The sequence below is a fragment of the Solibacillus sp. FSL W8-0474 genome, from assembly GCF_038004065.1.
Classification (GTDB): domain Bacteria; phylum Bacillota; class Bacilli; order Bacillales_A; family Planococcaceae; genus Solibacillus; species Solibacillus faecavium.
In genome coordinates this window covers 2,563,100-2,586,789 of sequence record NZ_JBBOQJ010000001.1, presented here as the reverse complement: position 1 = coordinate 2,586,789, position 23,690 = coordinate 2,563,100, and the positions used below count along the sequence as shown (strand labels likewise).

At 38.1% G+C, this 23,690-nt stretch carries 22 protein-coding genes; 20 read left to right on the top strand and 2 right to left on the bottom strand.

The genetic code is table 11. From position 1 onward, the window contains the following. Positions 1 to 19 precede the first annotated feature (19 nt). The 10 genes from yqeH to NYE67_RS13005 all read left to right on the top strand — a co-directional run bounded on the left by yqeH (position 20) and on the right by NYE67_RS13005 (position 8,434). Complete coding sequence (gene yqeH / locus NYE67_RS13050) at positions 20 to 1,123, top strand: ribosome biogenesis GTPase YqeH (protein WP_191700307.1); 1,104 nt, start codon at positions 20 to 22, stop codon at positions 1,121 to 1,123. 226 nt (positions 1,124 to 1,349) lie between these two features. Continuing rightward, a complete protein-coding gene (gene aroE, locus NYE67_RS13045) occupies positions 1,350 to 2,180 on the top strand; it encodes a shikimate dehydrogenase (RefSeq protein ID WP_340728513.1) in 831 nt (276 codons plus the stop codon). A 5-nt stretch (positions 2,181 to 2,185) separates the two neighbouring features. Then, on the top strand, positions 2,186 to 2,491 hold the full coding sequence (yhbY, locus tag NYE67_RS13040) for a ribosome assembly RNA-binding protein YhbY (protein ID WP_191702673.1): 306 nt from the start codon (positions 2,186 to 2,188) through the stop codon (positions 2,489 to 2,491). Positions 2,492 to 2,502: 11 nt separating this feature from the next. Continuing rightward, entirely contained in the window at positions 2,503 to 3,096 is a 594-nt protein-coding gene (locus NYE67_RS13035) for a nicotinate-nucleotide adenylyltransferase (protein WP_340728512.1), read from the top strand. After that, complete coding sequence (gene yqeK, locus NYE67_RS13030; protein ID WP_340728511.1) at positions 3,065 to 3,625, top strand: bis(5'-nucleosyl)-tetraphosphatase (symmetrical) YqeK; 561 nt, start codon at positions 3,065 to 3,067, stop codon at positions 3,623 to 3,625. Before NYE67_RS13035 ends, yqeK begins: the two co-directional genes overlap by 32 nt. Before the next feature lie 6 nt (positions 3,626 to 3,631). After that, positions 3,632 to 3,985 carry a ribosome silencing factor gene (gene rsfS, locus NYE67_RS13025; protein WP_191700303.1) on the top strand — a complete coding sequence of 118 codons (354 nt, stop codon included), beginning with the start codon at positions 3,632 to 3,634 and terminating at the stop codon, positions 3,983 to 3,985. Continuing rightward, on the top strand, positions 3,978 to 4,715 hold the full coding sequence (locus NYE67_RS13020) for a class I SAM-dependent DNA methyltransferase (protein ID WP_340728510.1): 738 nt from the start codon (positions 3,978 to 3,980) through the stop codon (positions 4,713 to 4,715). Before rsfS ends, NYE67_RS13020 begins: the two co-directional genes overlap by 8 nt. A gap of 139 nt (positions 4,716 to 4,854) precedes the next feature. Further along, positions 4,855 to 5,490: a helix-hairpin-helix domain-containing protein gene (locus NYE67_RS13015; RefSeq protein ID WP_340728509.1), complete on the top strand. Its 636-nt coding sequence runs from the start codon at positions 4,855 to 4,857 to the stop codon at positions 5,488 to 5,490. 84 nt (positions 5,491 to 5,574) lie between these two features. Continuing rightward, the gene (locus NYE67_RS13010; RefSeq protein ID WP_340728508.1) at positions 5,575 to 6,150 is read left to right on the top strand and encodes a ComE operon protein 2; all 576 of its coding nucleotides are present in this window, start codon (positions 5,575 to 5,577) and stop codon (positions 6,148 to 6,150) included. Between the two features lie 193 nt (positions 6,151 to 6,343). After that, on the top strand, positions 6,344 to 8,434 hold the full coding sequence (locus NYE67_RS13005; RefSeq protein ID WP_340728507.1) for a DNA internalization-related competence protein ComEC/Rec2: 2,091 nt from the start codon (positions 6,344 to 6,346) through the stop codon (positions 8,432 to 8,434). 589 nt (positions 8,435 to 9,023) lie between these two features. Here NYE67_RS13005 and NYE67_RS13000 read toward each other — a convergent pair. Further along, positions 9,024 to 9,197: a YqzM family protein gene (locus tag NYE67_RS13000; RefSeq protein WP_340728506.1), complete on the bottom strand. Its 174-nt coding sequence runs from the start codon at positions 9,195 to 9,197 to the stop codon at positions 9,024 to 9,026. Positions 9,198 to 9,431: 234 nt separating this feature from the next. Here NYE67_RS13000 and holA point away from each other — a divergent pair, with 234 nt between their 5' ends. Next, on the top strand, positions 9,432 to 10,442 hold the full coding sequence (gene holA, locus NYE67_RS12995; protein WP_340728505.1) for a DNA polymerase III subunit delta: 1,011 nt from the start codon (positions 9,432 to 9,434) through the stop codon (positions 10,440 to 10,442). 140 nt (positions 10,443 to 10,582) lie between these two features. Here the strand turns inward: holA and rpsT are convergent, their stop codons facing one another. Then, the gene (gene rpsT, locus NYE67_RS12990) at positions 10,583 to 10,831 is read right to left on the bottom strand and encodes a 30S ribosomal protein S20 (protein WP_191700296.1); all 249 of its coding nucleotides are present in this window, start codon (positions 10,829 to 10,831) and stop codon (positions 10,583 to 10,585) included. A gap of 164 nt (positions 10,832 to 10,995) precedes the next feature. Here rpsT and gpr point away from each other — a divergent pair, with 164 nt between their 5' ends. The 9 genes from gpr (at position 10,996) to mutS (ending at position 23,677) form a co-directional block, all read left to right on the top strand. Then, positions 10,996 to 12,024, top strand: coding sequence for a GPR endopeptidase (gpr, locus tag NYE67_RS12985; RefSeq protein ID WP_191700295.1), 1,029 nt, complete (start codon positions 10,996 to 10,998; stop codon positions 12,022 to 12,024). A gap of 90 nt (positions 12,025 to 12,114) precedes the next feature. Continuing rightward, positions 12,115 to 12,936: a stage II sporulation protein P gene (gene spoIIP, locus NYE67_RS12980; RefSeq protein WP_340728504.1), complete on the top strand. Its 822-nt coding sequence runs from the start codon at positions 12,115 to 12,117 to the stop codon at positions 12,934 to 12,936. Positions 12,937 to 13,272: 336 nt separating this feature from the next. After that, entirely contained in the window at positions 13,273 to 15,102 is a 1,830-nt protein-coding gene (gene lepA / locus NYE67_RS12975) for a translation elongation factor 4 (protein WP_340728503.1), read from the top strand. 121 nt (positions 15,103 to 15,223) lie between these two features. Next, on the top strand, positions 15,224 to 15,568 hold the full coding sequence (locus NYE67_RS12970) for a hypothetical protein (RefSeq protein ID WP_340728502.1): 345 nt from the start codon (positions 15,224 to 15,226) through the stop codon (positions 15,566 to 15,568). Between the two features lie 74 nt (positions 15,569 to 15,642). After that, positions 15,643 to 17,172 carry a tRNA (N6-isopentenyl adenosine(37)-C2)-methylthiotransferase MiaB gene (gene miaB / locus NYE67_RS12965; RefSeq protein WP_340730272.1) on the top strand — a complete coding sequence of 510 codons (1,530 nt, stop codon included), beginning with the start codon at positions 15,643 to 15,645 and terminating at the stop codon, positions 17,170 to 17,172. Then, positions 17,169 to 17,606 (top strand): RicAFT regulatory complex protein RicA family protein, encoded by a 438-nt coding sequence (locus NYE67_RS12960; protein ID WP_191700290.1) that lies wholly within the window; start codon positions 17,169 to 17,171, stop codon positions 17,604 to 17,606. Before miaB ends, NYE67_RS12960 begins: the two co-directional genes overlap by 4 nt. Positions 17,607 to 17,784: 178 nt before the next feature. Further along, entirely contained in the window at positions 17,785 to 19,971 is a 2,187-nt protein-coding gene (locus tag NYE67_RS12955; RefSeq protein WP_340730271.1) for an EAL domain-containing protein, read from the top strand. A gap of 337 nt (positions 19,972 to 20,308) precedes the next feature. After that, the gene (gene cotE, locus NYE67_RS12950; protein WP_191700288.1) at positions 20,309 to 20,878 is read left to right on the top strand and encodes an outer spore coat protein CotE; all 570 of its coding nucleotides are present in this window, start codon (positions 20,309 to 20,311) and stop codon (positions 20,876 to 20,878) included. Positions 20,879 to 21,058: 180 nt separating this feature from the next. Further along, complete coding sequence (gene mutS, locus NYE67_RS12945; protein ID WP_340730270.1) at positions 21,059 to 23,677, top strand: DNA mismatch repair protein MutS; 2,619 nt, start codon at positions 21,059 to 21,061, stop codon at positions 23,675 to 23,677. Positions 23,678 to 23,690 lie beyond the last annotated feature (13 nt).

Genomic DNA, 23,690 nt, shown 5'->3' with positions numbered 1-23,690 from the left:
AGTTAGGAGGAAATAGTTAATGAACGAAATGCCACAATGTATTGGCTGTGGAACAGTGATTCAAACAGAAGATAAAAATGGATTAGGGTATGCCCCAGCATCCTCTCTAGAAAAGGAAATGATTATTTGCCAACGCTGTTTCCGATTAAAAAATTACAATGAAATTCAGCCAGTCAGCTTAACAGATGACGACTTTTTACGTATTTTAAACGGTCTTGGACAACAGGAAGGTCTTATCGTAAAAATCGTCGATATCTTTGATTTTAATGGCAGCTGGTTACCTGGTTTGCACCGCTTTGTAGGAAATAACCCGGTACTTTTAGTGGCTAATAAAGCAGATCTTTTACCTAAATCGGTGAAGGAAAAGAAAGTAATTAATTGGCTAAAGCGTGAAGCAAAGGCATTAGGGCTTAAACCAATTGACGTAAAACTTGTATCGGCTCATAAAGGAATGGGCATGCAGGAAGTAGTCGAAGCGATAGAAGAATACCGCAACGGCAAGGATGTATATGTTGTTGGCTGTACAAATGTGGGGAAATCAACATTCATTAACCGTATAATTAAGCAGGCTACAGGGGAAGGTGAAATTATAACAACATCCCACTTCCCGGGAACAACTTTGGACATGATTGGAATTCCACTGGATGACGGTGCATCGTTATTTGATACACCAGGTATTATTAATCATCATCAAATGGCCCACCATATTGATTCAAGCGAATTGAAATATATTATGCCAAAAAAAGAAATTAAACCAAAAGTATATCAGCAAAATCCAGGACAAACTTTATTTATCGGTGCACTTGCCCGTTTTGATTTTATTCAGGGCGAACGTTCTGCATTTACAATACATGCAGCAAACGATTTACCGATTCACAGAACAAAGCTGGAACGTGCAGATAGCTTATATGAAGAACATAAAGGTGAATTATTGGCTCCACCAACTACAAAGCATATTGACCAACTACCACCGCTAGTACGCCACGAATTCTCAATTAAAGAAGCAAAAACAGATGTGGTCATCTCAGGATTAGGATGGGTAACGGTACAGCATGCAAATGTAGTTGTAGCCGCTCATGCGCCAAAAGGGGTAGAAGTATTCATCCGCCCATCGTTAATTTGATAGAATGGACTCTTCACCTAATTAAGGTTGATATTTTATTATTCAAAGTTAGTTGATTGGAATGAAGGGGAGGCGACTCCAGCGGGACAAGCACGATGTCTGAGACTACAGGCTCAGGCCGTGCCCGCGGAAAGCGTCCGACCCGTAATGGAAATCAACGGCATTTAATGACGGAAGCTGATACTTTGTGGTAAATGAAATGGTAGCTGGAAAGAAGGAAAAGATGATGAAAAAGTGGTTTGCGGTTATTGGGGATCCGATTGCACAGTCAAAATCTCCGGAAATGCATAATGCATGGTATGAAGAAGAGAATGTGGATGCGGCTTATATCCCGGTACACGTGAAGCCTGAACATTTACAACAATCTGTAGCATCATTCAAGCTGTTGGGCACAAGTGGCTGGAATGTAACAATACCGCATAAGCAAACGATTATTCCCTTTTTGGATGAACTTGATGAACTCGCTGCAAAGATGGGCGCGGTCAATACTGTCGTTCGTACAGCTGAAGGGAAACTAAAGGGCTATAATACAGATGGTCCGGGATTTGTGAAAGCATTAGAGCAAGTAATTGGCACAAATAAGCGTGATGCACCGGTTTTATTAATCGGCGCAGGTGGGGCAGCACGTGGCATCGCATTCGCCTTACAGCTTATAGGCTATTCAGACATTACTATTGCCAATCGTACAGTTGCAAATGCACAGCAAATTATAGATGAGATGTCTGAAGGCCGGGCTATTTCATTGGAACACGCAGAAAAGAACTTAGATGCTTTCCAAATTTTTATACAAACAACACCTGCAGGAATGTCTACGGGCGACTTTGCTTTGCCATTTTCGCTTGAAAAGTTCCCTGCAGGCGCAATTGCTGCAGATATTGTGTATAATCCATTAATGACGCCATTTTTGCAAGCGGCTGAGCAAAAAGGGGCGACAATTGTTAATGGTTTAGGCATGTTCGTGCATCAAGGGGCGATAGCCTACGAATATTGGTTAGGCCATTATCCAAATACAAATGCAATGATTGCCCGTTTGACGGCGCAATTAGGAGGAAATTAAATTTTATGTTAACAGGTAAACAAAAACGTTTTTTACGTGCTGAGGCACATCACTTAGATCCAATTTTCCAAGTTGGGAAAGGTGGCGTAAATGATGCAATGCTTGCACAATTACGCGATGTATTAGAAGTACGTGAGCTTATTAAAGTACGTATTTTAGATAACTGTGAAGAAGACAAAAATGTTGTGGCAGAAGAGCTTGCAGAAGGAACACGTGCTGAGCTGGTTCAACTAATTGGCTTAACAGTTGTTTTATATAAAGAATCACGCAATAACAAAAAAATCGTATTACCAAAAGTAGCTACGAAATAAGGTGAAGCGAAATGAAGAAAGTCGGTCTTTTTGGCGGTACATTTAATCCACCGCATATCGGACATTTAATGATGGCCAATGAAGTATATGCTGCCCTCGATTTAGCGGAAATACGTTTTATGCCCAATGCAAAGCCGCCACATAAGGATAAGTTGAGTTCTACAACTAATGCACAGCGTCTTCGAATGGTTGAGCTGGCAATTGAAGAAATCCCCTATTTTCATGTGGAGACCTTTGAGTTGGACCGTGGAGGTGTATCCTATACGTTCGATACGATGAAAGCTATGCGTGAGCGTGAGCCGCTAACGGAGTTTTATTTCATTATTGGTGGGGATATGATTGATTCATTACCTACATGGCATCGGATTGATGAGTTAATGGGGCTTGTAACATTTGTAGGAGTGAAGCGTCCAGGCAGTGAAGCGCAAACGTCTTATAATGTACACATGGTTGATGCGCCCCAAATAGACCTTTCTTCAACTTATATTCGAAACCGATTACAGCAACATAAGGCCAATTTGCATTTTATATTGCCTAAGGCTGTTGAACAGTATATTCGAGAGGAAGGTTTGTATGGATCGTCAGATGTTATTAGCAGCAATTAAAGAGCGAATGCCCGAAAAGCGGTATCTTCATACGATTGGTGTTATGGAAACGGCGATTCGTTTAGCCGAAAAATATCAGGAGGATCCGAAAAAAGCAGAAATTGCAGCCATTTTACATGATATTGCGAAATATGCAGATGTCGAATGGATGAAAAAAGTTGTGATTGAGCAGCAATTGGATCCTCGCTTACTTGATTGGGATGCTGAGATTTTACATGGTCCTATCGGGGCATGGATTGCAGAGACGGAATTTCATATTGACGATGAAGCAATTTTAAATGCAATTCGTTACCATACAACTGGGCGAGCGGATATGACAACTTTTGAAAAAATTATCTTTGTGGCAGATATGATTGAACCAAACCGTAAATTTCATGGTGTAGAAAAATTAAGAGCCGATGCAGACATTAATTTGGATGATGCATTCCGGGCATGTATAATTCATACCCTTAGCTTTTTAGTTTCATCACAACAGGCTATTTACCCTGTATCAATTGAATGCTATAACTTTTTAATGAGAGAGGAATAAACATACATGAATGAAACGTTATTAAATATTACGTACAAAGCAATAGATGACAAGCGCGGGGAAGATATTGTTGCCCTAAATATGCAGGGGATTTCTTTATTAGCTGACTACTTCATCATTGCAGAAGGTAGTTCAGAACGCCAAGTACAGGCTATTGCAAGAGAAATTAAAGAAAAAGCTGAAGAAGCGGGCTACACTGTTCGTAAATTGGAAGGCTTTGATACAGCTCGTTGGATTTTAGTTGATATGGGTGATGTTGTTGCGCATATTTTCCACAAAGATGAGCGTGCATACTATAACTTGGAGCGTTTATGGGGAGATGCAGCACAATTAGACGCACCACAAGCTGACAATGAATAGTTATGAGCGTTTTGCAGAAGTATACGATGAATTGATGACAGATATCCCGTACGCGGAATATGTGGAGTGGATTCAATCGCATGCCCCTGCACAGAACTATAAAAATTTATTGGATATTGGCTGTGGTACGGGAACACTTGCTTTATTATTGCATCAAGCAGGCTACAATGTATCAGGTATCGATTTATCTGAGGAAATGCTTTCGATTGCAAGTGCTCGTATGGATGTCAATGGGGTTACAATACCACTTTATGCAATGTCGATGGACGAACTAGACGGTTTCAGTGACTTGGATGTGGCAATCATTCCAATAGATTCGATTAATTACGTAAAAGAAGAACATCAAGTCATCGAAACATTAAAACGGATTTTTGAAAGTCTTCGTACTGGAGGACAATTATTTTTTGATGTGCACTCGTTATATAAGATGGACGCTATTTTCTTAGACGGTCCATTTACGTATGATGACGGAGATATTTCCTATGTATGGCATACAGAGCATGGGGAGTATCCACATTCAGTCTATCATCAAATGACATTTTTCTTACAGACAGAAAATGGTTTATATGAACGATTTGATGAAGAACACTTTCAAAGAACTTTTAACTATGAACAATATATTATTTGGCTAAAAGAAATTGGTTTCTCACATGTCGAGGTTTCGGCTGATTGGACAAAAGCCGAGCCGACTGAAGAAAGTGAACGTATTTTTATCCGTGCTGTAAAATAAATAAAATGCCCGAAAAAGAATGTTTCGGCAGTTTTAGATGAAATACCTTTTCATAAAGAAGTGAAATTTGTATAGTGGAAGTAAGCTCCATATATAAAACCTTCTTTATGAAAGGGTGTTTTTTAATTTGCAGCCATTTGTGGAGAAGTATAAAAAGCAAATCACTATTTTTGGTAGTGTACTTGCGGTAATAGTTGTCTATTTCTTTTTTATTCAAGATTCCTCGAACAGTGCTACAATTGAAACAATTGACCAAATGGCCTTGGCTACTATTGGCTCTACTCCAAATATTCCGGAAACAGAAATGGAAGACACTCCACAAACAATTATTGTTGATGTAAAAGGCGCAGTAAAATATCCGGGTGTTTATACCTTGACAGAAGAGCAGCGAATTGTCGATGCAATTCAAGCGGCAGGGGGCTATACGGATGATGCAAATCCAATACTTATTAACCATGCGCAGAAATTACATGATGAAATGGTTGTCTATATTCCTAATTCTAGTGAAGATGCATTGGAAGAAATGGAGCTGCTTCTGCAAATGACTGAAACAAATTCAACAAGCAGTGGTAACAGCTCTGGAAAAATTAACATAAATAAAGCGGCTGAATCAGAGTTAACCCAATTGCCGGGTATAGGACCTTCAAAAGCTAGCGCAATTATACAGCATCGATCAGAACACGGAAATTTCCAAACAGTAGATGATTTAAAACAGGTAACTGGCATCGGGGATAAAACATTTGAGCAGTTGAAGGACCTTATTGATGTAAAATAAAGTGAAATTTCAAAAAATCATACATTGCGAATGGTTCGAACTATGTATAAACTGATAAGTGATATAATTTTTGGGGGTTATCATATGGAGCGAATTACTTGGGATCAATTTTTTATGGCACAAAGCCATTTACTTGCATTAAGAAGTACATGTGCCCGTCTTGCAGTAGGGGCAACTATTGTGAGAGAGAAGCGTATTATTGCCGGTGGATACAATGGATCAATCTCCGGTGATGAACACTGTATTGAAGAAGGGTGCTATGTAGTGGACAATCATTGTGTCAGAACAGTCCATGCCGAAACGAATGCGCTGTTGCAGTGTGCGAAATATGGTACACCAGCAAATGGGGCGGACCTTTATGTGACGCATTTCCCATGCTTGCCTTGTTCGAAGACGATTATTCAAGCAGGAATTAAAAACGTGTACTATGCCAAAGATTATAAAAATAATGTATATGCTTTGGAACTATTTAAGAAGGCTGATGTCCATGTTCAGCACATCCCATTCGATGAAGCAAAAATAGATTTTCTGCAAGATGAAAAGTTTTCCTTAACATTTGAAATGCTCGAGAAGCTTCGTGAGTTAGGTGCAAGTAATGAACAGTTGCTCCCTTTAGAGGAGAAGATGCATGCTTTATTTGGTAAACTTGTTCAAGCATAAGTGGATATTTTATGCCTTGTCGATTTGTATTAGTGCAATTGCTGCATTTGAATCGATAAGGCTACTTGTATTATTAGTTATTTTGTTGTTATTTTGTCATTATAAGTGTTTCCTCAAAATACATCTCGTCTTTATTTTTTCTACGGGAATTGTGAGTTATCTTTTTTTCTCTCATGAGGTAAACAAGCTTTTAGTGCCGGTAGAACTTCCAGCAATTTTGACATGGTCAGATGAATACAGAATTAATGGCGTTATGCTGCGAGGTTTTATGACCAATGCAGAAGGCGAAAAGCTATATGTAACCTACGAAATAAAAAGTGAACAGGAAAAGCAACTCCTGGAAGCCCAGCAACTCGCTGGTTCGAATTTTTTTGTTGTCGGGGAGCAAGTATCCCCATCTATTCCCGCACACCGCTATGGCTTTTCTATGGCTCATTATTTACAAAGTAAAAATGCTCGGGGAATTATCGAAATTCGCCAACTAACATTTATGGATAAGGAGAACTCATTGTTACAGCCTTTATATGAACAGCGTTTTCAATTAAAACGCCATATAGAAGAGACATTTCCTCCTTCGCTTGTTGCTGAAGCACAGGCCCTTTTAATCGGTTTACAGCATAATGTCGATGATGAATTAAATAGAGCGTACCAAAAGCTAGGGATTACACATTTATTTGCGATATCCGGTCTGCATGTTGCCCTCGTTTCTTTCCTATTTTTTCAGTTATTATTACGCCTGGGCATTCGTAGAGAACCAGCCACAATTCTACTTCTTGCTATATTACCGATGTATGCGATTGTAGCAGGCGGTGCTCCATCAATATGGCGTGCAGTAAGTGTTGTGGAATTTATAATGCTAGCCCGGTATTTCCGGTGGAATATCCCAATGGATGATGCCCTGTCACTAAGTTTTATCTTCTTTGTCCTATTGGAGCCCGGTGTTATTTTTCAAGTAGGTTTCCAACTTTCCTATTTAGCTACATACAGTCTAGTCTATTCTAGTCGGATTTTAGCGCGGTATTCTAATTTTTTGGTTCAATCCTTTTTTATTACCTTTGTTTGTCAAATCCTCGTTTACCCATTGTTACTTTTTCACTTTTTTGAAATCAGTCTTTCTTCTTTAATAGCGAATATCTTTTTCGTGCCACTTTTTTCTTTTGTTATCCTGCCGATTAATCTTATCGTTTTAATTTTTACCTTTTTACCACTCCCGTTTGATTCTTTTATTTTTCTCCTATATGAACCATTGCGAACGGCACTTACAAACTTTATATTCCTCATTCAACAGCCAATTATTCAAATGTGGAACCCGGGAAAACCATCCATCTATTGGTTGATCTTCTTATACAGCTCCGTTTTCATTACCTTTTATTTGCTCGATAAACAAGCAACAGTAAAGGCAATGGTCCTATTGGTTCTACCTGCATTGGTTTTTCACTTCCAGTCCTATTGGCATAATGATTTGAAAATTGCCTTTGTAAATGTAGGGCAGGGGGACTGTATTGTTATTGAATTACCTTATCGGAAATCCGTTATAGTGATTGATGCGGGAGGATTATTGAGATTTGATCAGGAAAAATGGAAAGAGCGTCAAACGCCTTATGAGGTGGGGCGGCAAATAGTAGTACCTTATTTAAAAGGCCGCGGCATACAATCGATTGATACATTTGTATTATCTCATGCCGATGCCGACCATGTTGAAGGGGCTGAAGAAGTTCTGCGAGAGGTGCTTGTGAAAGAGGTACATGTGACACCAGGCTCGATTTCAAAGCCGGTAATGAATGATTTTTTAAAGGAACTGAAGCATACAAATACAAAACTAATTGAAAAGATGGCAGGAGATTACTGGAACGTTGGTACGACGACATTTGAGTATTTATGGCCTGCTGATATTGAATACGAAGGGAATAATGATTCGCTTGTTATTCTGGTAACGTATAATCAGTATAAGGCACTGTTTACAGGAGATCTTGAAAAAGAAGGTGAACAGCAATTAATTCAATTATATACAGAAAAGCTAAGGAATATTGATTTGTTAAAGGCCGGTCATCATGGGAGCAAAACTTCGAGCATTGAAGAGTTTGTTGCGCTGACAAAACCGAAATTTGCAGTGTTTATGGCTGGAGAAAACAATCGGTACAATCATCCGCATATTGATGTAGTAAATCGTTTTGAATCATACAATATCCCACACGCAACAACTGGAATGGACGGAACGATAGAAGTAACGATAAAAAAAGGTGAGATGGCAATAGAAAAATCGAATTCAATTTATTTGCAATAAAAATGGCTCATCACCATAAAATAGGGTTGCTTTCTAATAAAATTTCACTTGAATGATTGCCGTTTGCGAGGCCCACCAACCCCAAAATTTTGCCCACGTTATAAAGTGAAGTAAAAAACACCCAATCAAGCCGCTTGCGCTATCGCGAGGCGGAAGAGAGCGGAAATGCTATGTTTTATATCTTCATTTTTTGCAGAAATTTACTTTATCCCAAGTAGAGTGACACGGAGCGGAAGGTGAGCCGCCAAAATACTCGCTTCAACGAAAAGAGTTGTGCGAAGTGTAGGGGCGGACTCCTTGGCGATTAAGCGTGCGCGGAAAATAGTTGCTCCTGTCGCTGCCGCTTTCGTCGCAAAGCCTTTTTACAAAAGTTTTGGAGCCACGCCGCCCGGAAAGCCTGCCCCGGAACGAAGTACAACGGACGCGAGCTTCAAAAACACTTGCTTCAACGCGTTTTCCCCGTAGCGTAGCAGAACGGACTTAATTAGAAAATATTATTTTTTCAATTTTGCCATCCCCAACTTATGGTGATGAACCATAAAAATGGAGTGATTTCTATTATTTACATAGAAATCACTCCATTTTAGGATTACATACGTGTAGCTGCTTCTACAATAATTGCAATGATAAACATTGTAATAAAGAAACCGCCACCAACTACGAAACCGTAACCAGCATCTGGGAAGTCGTTACCATTCATCGCACGGCCACGACCTTCAAATGGGTTTTCAGTTACATAGTTTGGATCTTGATGTCCTGCCATAAGTATCCCTCCTAATCTCCAATCATTATAGAATAATCTAATTAAAAATGCTATATGAAATGCTAATTATTCCTTTTATTGGTGATAATGATAAGTGTAAATTTCAAGAAAAGTCCACAAAGTAATTAGCTTGTTATTTTATCCAGTTCTTCGGGATTGTAAGTGAATCTGTACATTCTCAATTAATTAAAAAATGTTATACTAAGAAATACGAAAGTAAAGGAGGTTCCCCAGATGATAACAAAAATATGGCAGGATTTTAAAAAAGGGAATTTCGCACCGGTTTACTTGCTTGTAGGAGAAGAATCTTATTTTATAGATGAAACAATAAAGCAATTGAAATCTGTACTTCAAAAAGAGGAAGAAGCAGAAGTGATGACCTTTGATTTAAATGAACAACCGATAGATTATGTCATTGATGAAGCGGACACAATCCCGTTTTTTTCAGAACGCAAACTGATAATCGCCAAAAATACATCTTTTTTAAAAGCCACTGAAAAAGGAAAAGAAAAGATCGAACATGACTTAAAACGTCTTGAAAGCTGGCTCGAGCATCCTACCGATACTGCAATTACGGTATTTATAGCTCCCTACGAAAAATTGGATGAACGAAAAAAAATCACGAAGCTTATGAAGGATAAATGTACGGTTATCCTTGCGCAAACACCTCAAAATAATGATTTAAATGTTTGGGTGCAAAATGAAGCGAGTATTCATGGGAAAGCCATTACGGATGAAGCGATAGGAAAGTTGCTTGAAATGGTTGGACCTAATATGCTTCAACTTCAAATGGAAATAGAAAAGATGGCACTGTATTTAGGGGAAGAGTTAGAAATTACACATGAGCTTGTGGAAGATTTAGTAGCGAAGACACTTGAACATGACGCTTTCAAAATGCTAAATGCCTATTTGGAGCATAATCAGGAAGAGGCACTTAAAATATATCATGATTTATTGCGTCAAAAAGAAGAACCGATCAAGCTTGTTGGGTTACTTGCAAATAATATCCGAACAATGACACAGGTTTTTTATTTACAAAAAAAAGGCTATCATCAGCAACAAATTGCAAAGCAACTTAAAATTCATCCTTACCGTGTTCAAATTATTTCGAATCAAAGAAGCCGTCCAACGGATCAACGATTACTTCAAGCACTGTATAGTCTGGCGGAAGTGGATCTTCAACTAAAAACTACAGGTGGCAATCGCGAACGCCACTTGGAACTATTTTTATTGAAGAAGCTATAGGAAAAGTTTTTTATATATTTTTTGAAGTGGGATATCCCTGTCTTATTATGTATCATAATAGTAGCGTTTTATAAATCTAGTTATATTATACGAAAAAAGCCAACTGCACAAAATGCGCAGTTGGCTTTATAAGTTTACAATTAAGCTTTTTTCGCTAAACGAGACTTTTTACGAGAAGCCGCGTTTTTGTGAATAAGACCTTTAGAAGCAGCTTTATCTAATGCTTTAGAAGCAGCAACTACTAATTCTTGAGTGTTTTCAGCACCTGTAGCGATCGCTTGTTCAGCTTTTTTAACTGTAGTACGCATAGCAGATTTTGCTTGTACGTTAGCAGCGTTTGCTTTTTCGTTAACTTTTACACGTTTAATAGCAGATTTAATGTTTGGCATTTCTTTCACCTCCTAGATTTAGGTACGAGATGAGTATTTTCTCACTGTTTCATGTGTCAATACAACAAAAATCATTCTACCAAAGGATTGAAAGAATTGCAATACATAAACGCAAAGAATATTTACTTGACAGTTTGAACAAACTGGAATGTGGAGGTGCAATTATGAAAAAAGTAGATTGGAATCGCACAGATTTAATTGATGAAACAGCTGGAGTACTGCTTCAACAAACGCCTGCGGATAAGGAAAAATTAAAGCATGAACGTGGCGTTCATATGGAGGAGTCGCAACAAAACCGAGTAAAAATTACAAAGGTTGAAGTAAATGCGGCTGGGCAAGAGCAAATTAGTAAAAAACAAGGAGTGTATATTACATTATCGATACCTACGTTGACTTCGGAAGACCAACATGGCTTTTCGCAACTACAGGAATCACTAATCCATTATTTACATGACTTGCATAAAGATTTAAAAATTACTGCAGAATCAAAAATTTTAGTCATAGGCTTAGGAAATAAGACGATTACACCAGATGCAATTGGTCCATATACTATTGATGCAATGCATAAAAAGCAATCGGAACTGCAGGAGCCTAAATTTATTTTATATGCGCCAGGCGTAACGGGACAAACCGGATTTGAAACGAGTGATTATATTCATGCTTTAACAGAAAAAATAAAGCCATCGCTAGTAATTATAATTGATGCACTTGCAACAAGTGGCAGTGCACGTTTATGTAGGACTATTCAATTAACGGATACTGGTATTCATCCAGGTGGGGGTGTAGGTAACCACCGAAAGGAAATTTCCAAGGAAGTTCTAGGTGTACCTGTTACAGCTATCGGGATTCCAACGGTCGTAGAGGCACCGATATTAATTGCAGATGCAATTGATGTTGCTTTCAGGTCAATCGCAGCAAAAATACAAGAAAAGGGGAAACCTTCCGGGAAGTTATCTGTAACAAATTGGACACCTGTAAATGAAGAAGTGGATTTATCGAAAGTGGAGCCGATTTTCGGACAATGGGCGACTTGGCCGACAGAAGATCGTAGACAATTATTTGAAGAAGTATTTAGTACCCATCCTGAACGACTTATGGTTACACCAAAAGAAGTTGATTTTTGGTTGAGTCAATATGCATTTTTGTTAGGGGAAAGTTTGTTTAAATGGATAGAGCAAAAACAATCTACTTAAAATTAGAAAAGAATAAATTTTAGATACACTAAAAACTAGTTATACGTTCTAAGTTTTGCTCTTTCCCCATATTGTATTGGAGAAAGGGTGATGTGTTTGCGGAAACTAAAACGCTTCTCATTATTGTTCTTATTTTTATTTTCACTGCCTATCATTATTGGGCAATTCCCTTTTCCAAATAATGAAATGTCCACAAAAAAACCTGAAAATACACACGTCGTCTATGCTGCAGCAGAACCGCTACCAATAGTAGTCGAAGAACCGCCGTATAATCCAGATCCATTTAATGTATTACTGATGTTTACACATTCTCACGAGTCGTATAAGCCGATTGTTAAACAAACTAAAGGGATGCAGGCAGTATATGATGAGGAAATGAATATTTTCTCATTACAGCAAATGATGCAGTATTATTTCGAATTAAACGAAATCACACCACATGTTGTTGATGTTGATGTAATGAACGAAATGAAGTTAGTGGATGCAAGATTACCTCAAGCCTACAAAGTTGCTCGCCCTATATTAAAACAATATTTGGAAGAGCGTGAATACGGACTGGTAATTGATTTTCATCGTGATGCAGTTCCGAAAAAGGCTACTACACATACAGTGAATGAGGAAAGCTATGCAAAAGTGGCATTTGTCGTGGGGGCGGAACACCCTGCATATGAAGCAAATTTAGCGTATGCAACTATGCTGGATAAACAGTTAAATAACATGTTACCTGGTATTTCACGCGGCATATTAAAACAACAAGGGGATCATGTGAATGGCGTTTATAACCAGGATCTTGCACCGAATATGTTGCTGATTGAACTTGGCGGTATTGACAATACGGAAGAAGAACTTCACCGAACAATGGCTGTATTAGCGCAGGCCATCCGACTCGCATTTGTTGAAGCGGCGGTGTAATTATTTTAGAGGGAATTTTATAAAATGAAAGTGAGTAGTGCATTCTTAAAAGGAACTTAAACACTACTCCTTACTCAAATATGTAAAAGCGCATTTCGCAGGAGTCTGAGCGAAATGCGTTTTTCCTATGGCAGTTGAAGGTTCGCTGTTGTCGTTTTACTACGATTCATAGTATAATTTAAATTAAGAAAGCCTCTATTGTTCCATTACTTTCAAATTTGATGGATATAGAGGCTGTATTTTAGTAGAAAAGTAAATGGATGATAATCTACATACGTAGTGACACCAACCCATAATGGGCTCAGGTGTTTTTTCTAATTAGGAGAGGAATTATACATGAACCGAGAACAACGTTTAAAACGTCAAGAAAATATCCGAAATTTCTCGATTATTGCACATATCGACCACGGGAAATCAACTTTAGCAGACCGTCTTTTAGAATCAACACAAACAGTTACACAGCGTGAAATGAAATCACAGCTATTAGACTCAATGGATTTGGAGCGCGAGCGCGGAATTACGATTAAATTAAATGCCGTACAGTTAAAATATAATGCTAAAAATGGAGAGATCTATACATTCCATTTAATCGATACACCTGGTCACGTCGATTTCACATATGAAGTATCGCGATCGTTAGCGGCTTGTGAAGGTGCCATTTTAGTTGTGGATGCAGCACAGGGAATTGAAGCACAAACATTGGCAAACGTATATTTAGCATTGGATAATGATCTGGAAATCTTACCGGTAATCAATAAAATCGATTTACCAGCTGCAGATCCTGAGCGTGTTCGCCAGGAAGTGGAGGATGTTATTGGTCTTGATGCATCTGAAGCAGTACTTGCATCTGCAAAAGCTGGTATTGGGATCCAAGATATTTTAGAGCAAATTGTTGAAAAAGTACCAGCACCACAGGGAGATCCTGATGCACCATTACAAGCATTAATTTTTGACTCAGTTTATGATGCTTATAAAGGGGTTATTATCAGCATTCGTATCGTAAATGGAACAGTAAAAGCAGGCGATACAATTAAAATGATGGCAACTGGTGCCGAGTTTGAAGTTATCGAGGTGGGCATTCATACACCTAAAGCAATACCTCAAGCTGAATTAACTGTTGGCGATGTAGGCTATTTAACTGCATCAATTAAAAATGTACAGGACACACGCGTTGGTGATACGGTAACTTATGCCGGCAGTCGTGCAGCGACAGAGCCGCTACCAGGGTATCGTAAGTTAAACCCGATGGTATATTGTGGTCTTTATCCTATTGATACAGCGAGATATAATGATTTACGCGAAGCGTTGGAAAAATTGGAATTAAACGACTCAGCACTTCAATATGAAGCAGAAACTTCTCAAGCATTGGGCTTCGGTTTCCGTTGCGGATTCTTAGGTCTTCTTCATATGGAAATTATCCAGGAGCGTATTGAACGTGAATTTAATATTGATTTAATTACGACAGCTCCTTCTGTTATTTATGAAGTAACAAAAACGGATGGTACAGTATTGAAAGTCGATAACCCTTCAATGATGCCGGATCCACAAAAGATTGACGAAATTGAAGAGCCATATGTTAAAGCAACAATAATGGTACCTAACGATTACGTAGGGGCAGTTATGGAGCTTTGCCAGAAAAAACGCGGAAACTTCTCAGGTATGGATTACATTGATGATAGTCGAGTTAAAATCGTTTATGAAATGCCATTAGCTGAAATAGTTTACGACTTCTTCGATTTCTTAAAATCCAATACAAAAGGCTATGCATCATTCGATTATGAGTTAATTGGATACAAACCATCGAAATTAAACAAGATGGATATTTTATTAAATGGTGAACAAGTCGATGCACTAAGTTTCATCGTGCACAAAGACTTCGCATACGAGCGTGGAAAAGTGATTGTAGAGAAATTAAAAGAACTAATTCCTCGTCAACAGTTTGAAGTACCCGTGCAAGCAGCAATCGGTCAAAAAATTATTGCCCGTTCTACAATTAAGTCAATGGGTAAAAACGTACTTGCAAAATGTTACGGTGGTGACATCTCACGTAAACGTAAACTACTTGAAAAGCAAAAAGCAGGTAAAAAACGTATGAAACAAGTAGGTTCAGTAGAAGTCCCACAGGAAGCATTTATGGCAGTACTGAAAATGGATGATAGTAAATAATGTTTTTAAAAAGGCAGATGGAGCAATCTTTCTGCCTTTTGCTTTTTGGGTGAGAAATATTTACTAATCTGCTACAGTAAGAAGGAAATGAAATCCAATTTTTAAAATGGGGCTATATGCTATGACGGACATTTTAAACTTTCTACAATATAAAAACGAAAAACTTGAGAGCGAACTGACGAAACTGTTCGAGCGTGCCAATTCACCTGCAGGCAGAGTGGATGCTCTAATAGAAAATAAAGAATTACAATTAGAGGATCATAAGCTGTTTTTGGCTTTCCTGGCATATTTAGCACAGCATGAGCTTGATGCAAAAACAGTGTTTCAAGATGTTTTACGTTTGCCAAAACACCAATTTGAAGCAAATTATGAAATGGAATGGACACAAGTAATAAAATTAAGTGTCACATTTCTTACAATTTTGCGGACGAATGATGTAAATAGTTATAAACAATTCATGGACTAACTTGTCGGAACTACTAACAATTCGCTATAATGATGAAATGAGTAAATGTAATAAATGAGAGGGGCTCTGGGTCGATGAATGAGGAACAACGACTAGCTAGTCAGCAGATTAAGCAAGAAGAAAAAGACTATAGTAAATATTTTGAAAAAGTATTTACTGCTCCTTCACTTAAAGATGCAAAAAAACGCGGTAAAGAAGAAGTGAAATATCATAAAGATTTTGATATTGATGAAAAGTATATAGGTATGGGACAAGACCGTAAGTTTTATATCCGCACTTACGGCTGTCAAATGAATGAGCATGATACTGAAGTAATGGCCGGTATTTTCATGCAGCTTGGCTATACACCGACTGAATTAATCGAAGAGGCTGATGTTGTATTGCTAAATACTTGCGCTATTCGTGAAAATGCAGAAAATAAAGTATTCGGTGAGCTTGGCTTCCTGTTAAAATATAAGCGTAAAAATCCAGAAATGTTAATTGGTGTTTGTGGATGTATGTCGCAAGAAGAATCTGTCGTCAACAAAATCTTAAAACAATACCAGCATGTCGATATGGTATTTGGAACACACAATATTCACCGTCTGCCAAATATATTACACGATGCATACATGTCAAAAGAAATGGTTGTAGAAGTTTGGTCAAAAGAGGGTGATGTAATTGAAAACCTTCCGAAGAAGCGCCTAGGCTCAATCAAAGCATGGGTAAATATTATGTACGGTTGCGACAAATTCTGTACATATTGTATAGTTCCGTATACGCGAGGTAAAGAACGTTCACGTAGACCTGATGAGATTATTCAGGAAGTGCGGGATCTGGCAGCGCAAGGGTATAAAGAAATTATGCTTCTAGGTCAAAATGTAAATGCCTACGGGAAAGACTTTGACGACATCGACTATCGTTTAGGTGATTTAATGGATGAACTTCGCAAAATTGATATACCACGTATTCGCTTTACGACAAGTCACCCAAGAGACTTTGACGATCACTTGATCGAAGTACTGGCCAAAGGTGGTAACTTGGTGGATCATATCCATTTGCCTGTCCAATCAGGTTCGAATGAAATTTTGAAAATCATGGCACGTAAATACACTCGTGAGCACTTTTTACAATTAGTAGATAAAATTAAAGCCGCGATTCCAGGTGTAACATTAACGACTGATATTATCGTTGGATATCCAAACGAAACGGAAGAACAGTTCCAGGAAACGCTTGATTTGTATCGTCAGGTAGGTTTTGATATGGCATTCACGTATATTTATTCACCACGTGAAGGCACACCTGCAGCGAAAATGACAGATAATGTAACGGACGAAGAAAAGAAAGACCGTTTACAACGTCTTAATGCAGTTGTTGGAGAGTATTCTGCAAAAGCATTAAAAGATTTGGAAGGTCAAACAGTAGAAGTTTTAGTTGAAGGCAGCAGTAAAAGACGAGATGATGTTTTAGCTGGTTATACACGAAAAAACCGCCTTGTAAACTTCAAAGCAGATCCAAAGTATATAGGTAAGCTTGTACAAGTGAAGATTTTAGAAGCAAAATCATATTCATTGTTAGGTGAGTTTGTAGAAGAAGTAATCGAAGAGGTGGAATTTGTAAAATGACAACAAAATTGTATACTAAAGATGAAATTATTGAAAAAGCAAAAGAAATTGCCCATATGATTGCCAATACAGAAGAAGTCGAGTTTTTCAAAAAAGCAGAAGAGCAAATTAATGAAAATCAATTTGTTCGTGAAAAAATTGCATCTTTAAAAACTTTACAGAAGCAGGCAGTAAACTTCCAGCATTTAGGGAAAGAAAAAGCATTAAAAATGATTGAAGGCAAAATAACAGGTATTGAACAAGAAATTGACGATTTACCAGTTGTTCAACAATTTAAACAATCTCAAACTGAGGTAAACGGTTTATTGCAACTCGTGTCGAATGCGATTGCGAACAATGTTACAGACGAAGTTATTGCTACAACGGGCGGAGATTTATTAAAAGGTGAGACTGGTTCAAAAGTACGTAACAGTACTCCAGGCTCTTGTTCTTAAATTAAATATGAGGGGGCTGTGTTAAAAGTGAAATTAGCTTTTAATACAGCCTCTTTCTTTATATTCAATTTAATAGTGCTGAATTATAAACATAAATTGGGAAGAAAATCCGTCGATATTCCTAACATATTTTGATATACTGTTCAGTAAGTGGTAACTAATAGGAAGGACATTGTCTATGAATGAATTTGATAAACGAATTTTAAGTGATGATGAATTGTTTTTTTGGTTATGTCAGATGGCTTGTCAACTTGATTCAGCGGTCGTGATTATTAATCCAAAAAAAGGTTTTACTATTGAATATGTAAATCATATGTTTATGTATATGACAGGATATAGTGAAACTGACATGATTGGTTCCACGCTTTCTTTGCTCCATGGTCAGCATACGGATCTGTTAAATGAAAAGGATATTCAGGAGAGCATTGAAAAAGGTGTTACATTTAAAACTTCTTCCTTTCTTTATAGGAAAGATGGCTCTTCATTTTGGAGTGATGTAAGTCACTTAGCGATGCGTAATCCTCAAGGAGAACTGCAATATTGCGTGCTTACTTTAAGAGATGTGACGGATTCAATGAATATAGAGTCATTGATTAAACTAGAGCGTGATGTTTATTTTAGTTTGGAAAATGGCGAAACGTTTGAAAGTGTGATGGGGAATATTTGCGATACGGTTGCAACAACCTTTTGGAAAGAATGTTATTGCTCCATTGTTCTAAGAGACGACAATGAACGCTCGCTGAAGATTTATGGAGAACTGTTCAAAGATTTAAATAAGCTTGATGAAAATGCCTTGTTAATGGGAATGAGAACTGGAGACATGGGGCGATTACATAAAACGATTATTCTAGGAGACATAGTACAGTCTGTATATTATGAATCATATCGCGATTTAATGGGGAAATACCAGATAGTATCATTGTGGGGCGAACCTATTTTAAATATGGAAGGCAAAATCATCGGAATATTTACGATGTATTTTAAACAATATATAGAGCCTAAAGATATCGATTTGAAATTCCTAAATCGCATTGCACCAATTGCAACGCTAGCAATGAAATACTTTGACCAAAAAAAAGCGATTCGTCGACTTGCCTATCAGGACGTTGCATCAGGGTTAAACAATTTTGAAAGATTTAAAATCATCTTAAATGAAATGATTGCTGAAGGAAATGCAGGTCATATATATATTGTGAAGCCGGGTGAATATCAAACGATAATCGATTTATATGGTCGACGTGGTGGAGATGAAGTTTTAAGTCAGTTGGCAAACCGAATTCAAAGTTTATCGACATTTGAGGACTCTATAATTGCACGTTATACACATTCCACTATTATTGTGGCAACACGATTATCACTTCGGGAAATGAGTATTCCACAGAAGGAAGTCGATTTAATATTATCGGATCCTTATTATATTGACAGAAAAGAAGTGTACGTTACATTAAAAGTCGGAACTTCTATCTATAGCCCTAAAGTAACGTTAACAGAAGCAGTTCACCGGGCGGACACAGCTTTATCGAGTGCTCTGAAAGTAAATGGCACAGCAATTAAGAAATTTGACCAAAGTTTAATCGAGTCAGTAGAGCAGGAAATGAATGTACTATCCCATTTTTCAAGAGGGATAAAGAACAGTGAATTTTTCCCGGTGCTCCAGCCTAAGGTTAACTTAAGAACTGGCGAAATTGAAAGTTTTGAAGCTCTGGCGCGTTGGGAGTCAGCAGAGCTTGGATTCGTTTCACCTGCTTTGTTTATTCCTGTCGCAGAAAATACAGGCAATATTTATAAAGTAGATCTGGTAATTTTCCAGAAAGTATTGCAGTGGCAAAAAACCCGTCTTGATGCTGGGCTTAAATTGTATCAAGTATCGATCAATATTTCGCCGAGTCATTTTTATAATGCATCGTTTGTGGAAAGTTCAGTAGCGCTCATAAAAAAATATAGTATTGATCCTAAATATATAAAATTTGAAATTACCGAAAGTGTCGAGTTGGACAACGTTTTACGTGCAAAAAAAATCATCAATGAATTGCAGCATTACGGAGTCGCAACTTCAATTGATGACTTTGGGGTAGGGTATTCATCACTCAGTTATTTGCAAGAGTTGCCTTTTGAAGAAATTAAAATCGACAAAAGTTTCGTCGATAATTTATCCAATCCACGGATGAATGCAGTAATTAAAACGATTATCCAACTTTCAGGCAACTTGAATATGATTTCAGTAGCTGAAGGCATTGAAACTGAAGACCAACATAACGAATTAAAAAAGTTAGGGTGCAATATTGGTCAAGGATATTATTATTATAAACCAATGCCTATTGAGCAAATCAATAACTTATTGGCAGACCAAATGACCGTACACTAGTGAAAGATGGGGCTGGGACATAAGTAGAAATTTCTTTGTAAAAGGGAAATACTCTTATTAAGAAATTGATCTTATATGAATTGATTGGAGTGAAGGGGCGACTCCTGGGGGAACAGCACGACGCCTGAGACTACAGGCTCAGGCCGTGCCCCCGGAAAGCGTCCCCGTAACGGAAATCAATTCTGATAGAAGCAGAAAAACATCTATTTTTTCTTTGGAAAAAATAGATGTTTTTCGTTTTGTCTCAGGCTGTTTTTCTTTTGTAAAAACTCATTTCACCCTTTAGGCACCTGCCGCATACAATAAATCGAGTAGTTGAAGAAAGGAGAGATGTTCGGTGAAGCGTTTACGCCAAATTGTGACAAAAGCAGTTATAGCGAAAGGGAAAAAGCGTACCGAATGTGTTGAAACGCTCAGTCCACCGAATGCGCCAACAAGCATTTTAGGTTGCTGGGTAATCAATCATCATTATCAAGCAAAGCGTAATGGTAAATTTGTTGATGTGACAGGGAAGTTCGATGTGAATGTATGGTATGCTTATAGCAACCATTCAAAAACGGCAGTTCATACAGAAACAATCACTTATAAGGATCGTATTAAACTGTCATTCCGTGATGGAGAAGAAGTCGATTCAAATGATGTGAAAACTCGTGTATTACAGCAACCAAATTGTATAGAGGCTGTAATTACGAAGCAGGGGGATAAATTCCAAGTAACAATTGAACGCGAATTTTTAGTGGAAATTATCGGTGAAACAACTGTAGTCATTAATGTGCACCCACTTGACTATGAGGAAGATTGGTCTTACGAGGAAAGCTCACAGCAGCCATCAAGTTCGTCATCTTCCAGCTCGTCTAGTTCATCTAGTTCGTCTAGTGGAGACTATGAATCCTCGTCATTCTCATAAACGATTTAATTAAAAAACTCACTTATTAAAGAGCGAACATTATCAGCATTATAAGCTGGGCAGTTTGGGATTGTTTGAAGATTTCTTTCAAACAATCCTTTTTTCATTGCGGATACAAGGAAAATTACGAGGCTAATGGTATAATACTTGTACAAGTTTTAGCAAGTGAGGGAAATAAACATGACTACATATACACCGATGATGCAACAATACATGCTCGTAAAGCAGGATTATAAGGATGCTTTTTTATTTTATCGTTTAGGCGATTTTTATGAATTATTTTTTGATGATGCTATAAATGCATCACAATTATTGGAAATCACATTAACTGCACGTGCAGGCAATACTGATAATCCGATTCCAATGTGTGGGGTTCCACATCACTCTGCACAGGGCTATATTGAAACACTCGTCGCAAAAGGCTATAAAGTAGCAATTTGTGAACAAACAGAGGATCCAAAACATGCAAAAGGTGTTGTGAAACGTGAAGTTGTCCAAGTTATTACGCCTGGAACAATTACAGAAGGAAAAGCACTTGATGGCAAGTCAAATCATTTTATTGCAGCGGCAGAAAGTATAGGGGAGAACGAAATTGCGTTTGCCTATTTAGATGTATCTACAGGTGAATCTAATTGTTCGATAATTGAAGGCAGTGCGAAACAATTAATTCAGCAAGTACAATCTTATGCAATTAAAGAAGTGATTGTTACAGAGCAGCTACAGTTACTGTTGGCGGAATATGCCGAGGCAGGGGGTATTGTTTTATCATTGGAGATGGAGGAAATGGAAGCAGTACGTGCTGCGCAATATGTAAATCATTTGCCGGCCAATCTGCAAGGAGTGGCTAAACGGCTATTGCAATATGTGGAACGAACACAAATGCGCTCTTTATCCCATATCCAGCCGTTTAATTATACGGAGGCAAACAACTTTTTGCGAATTGATACTAATTCCAAACGTAATTTAGAGCTTATACAGTCAATCCGTAGCGGAGATTCAAAAGGCACGTTATTATGGCTGTTGGATGAAACAGTTACAGCAATGGGTGGACGGAAATTAAAGCAATGGCTACACCAACCATTGGCTAATAAAAAGGCAATCGAATCGCGACAATCAATTGTGACCGAGTTGTTAGAGGATTTCTTTTTACGCGATGAATTAACGGGATTATTAAAAAATGTGTATGATTTGGAGCGATTAGCGGGACGTGTTGCATTTGGTTCTGTTGGAGGGCGTGACTTAGCCCAACTGCGGGAATCTTTACGCCAAGTACCAAAAATTCAGGAAAAATTAATTAATAGTGGTCTTGAAAAATGTAGCATTCTAGGGCAAAAGCTGGATGTTTGTGATGATGTTGAGCAACTATTGGCAGAGGCAATTACGGATCATCCTCCGATTTCGATTAAGGAAGGTGATGTGATTCGTGATGGATATAATAAGCAGTTGGACGAATATCGCGATGCATCACGCAACGGTAAAGATTGGATAGCGCAGCTTGAACAGAAAGAACGTGAAATAACAGGCATTAAAAATTTAAAAATAGGCTATAATCGTGTTTTTGGCTATTATATCGAAATCACAAAGTCTCATTTAAATAATACGGATTTAAGCCGATTTGAACGAAAACAGACCTTAGCAAATGCAGAGCGCTTTATTACGGAAGAGCTGAAAGAAAAAGAAGCACTCATTTTAAATGCAGAAGAACAAAGTTTAGCACTTGAATATAATTTGTTTGTTGCATTACGTGACCGTTTGAAGGTATTTATTCCACGTGTTCAGGCATTAGCCGCAGAAATTAGTGAGCTTGATGTTTTGATGAGCTTTGCAGCGGTGACAGACAAGTATCGTTTTACAAAGCCTGAATTCCATGAAGGGCGCGGACTGCGAATTATTGAAGGACGACACCCTGTCGTAGAAAAGATGCTTAATAAACAAAGCTATGTACCAAATGACTGCATATTGACAGATGATAAAAATATGATGCTTATTACCGGACCGAATATGTCGGGGAAAAGTACGTATATGCGTCAAGTTGCCTTAATTGTAGTATTAGCGCAAATTGGATGTTACGTACCTGCAGATGAAGCGATATTGCCAATTACCGATCAAATTTTCACACGTATAGGGGCAGCGGATGATTTAGTCGCAGGACAATCGACATTCATGGTTGAAATGCTCGAGTCACAGCATGCTATTACACATGCGACGAAGAACAGTTTATTGCTGTTTGATGAAATTGGACGCGGAACTTCAACGTATGATGGTATGAGTTTGGCCCAGGCAATGATGGAATATATTCATGAAGAAATAGGGGCAAATACTTTATTTTCAACCCACTACCATGAGTTGACTGATTTAGAGAACGAACTAGTTCGATTGCAAAATGTTCATGTGAGTGCAACAGAACAAGATGGACGGGTCGTATTTTTGCACAAAGTAAAAAAAGGGGCGGCTGATAAAAGCTACGGTGTACATGTAGCAGAACTTGCAGAAATGCCTGAAGCTATTTTACAGCGTGCCCGTATTTTACTTGAGCAGTTTGAAGCGACACATACTGCGGAAAAATCATCTAAAAGTGATCTTAAACAGACTCCAGCCGTTGTGGAACAGCCCCCTCAAAAACAATCAGACGAAGAATTGCAGCTTTCGTTATTTTCAATTTCTGAGGAGCCTGCTATAGCACCAGAGCAGCAAGAAGTGCTTGATACGTTAACAAAATTAAATGTTATGGGAACGACACCAATGCAGGCAATGACATTACTATACGAACTCCAACAAAAGCTTTTAGGAAATAAATAAGGAGGGAACAGCT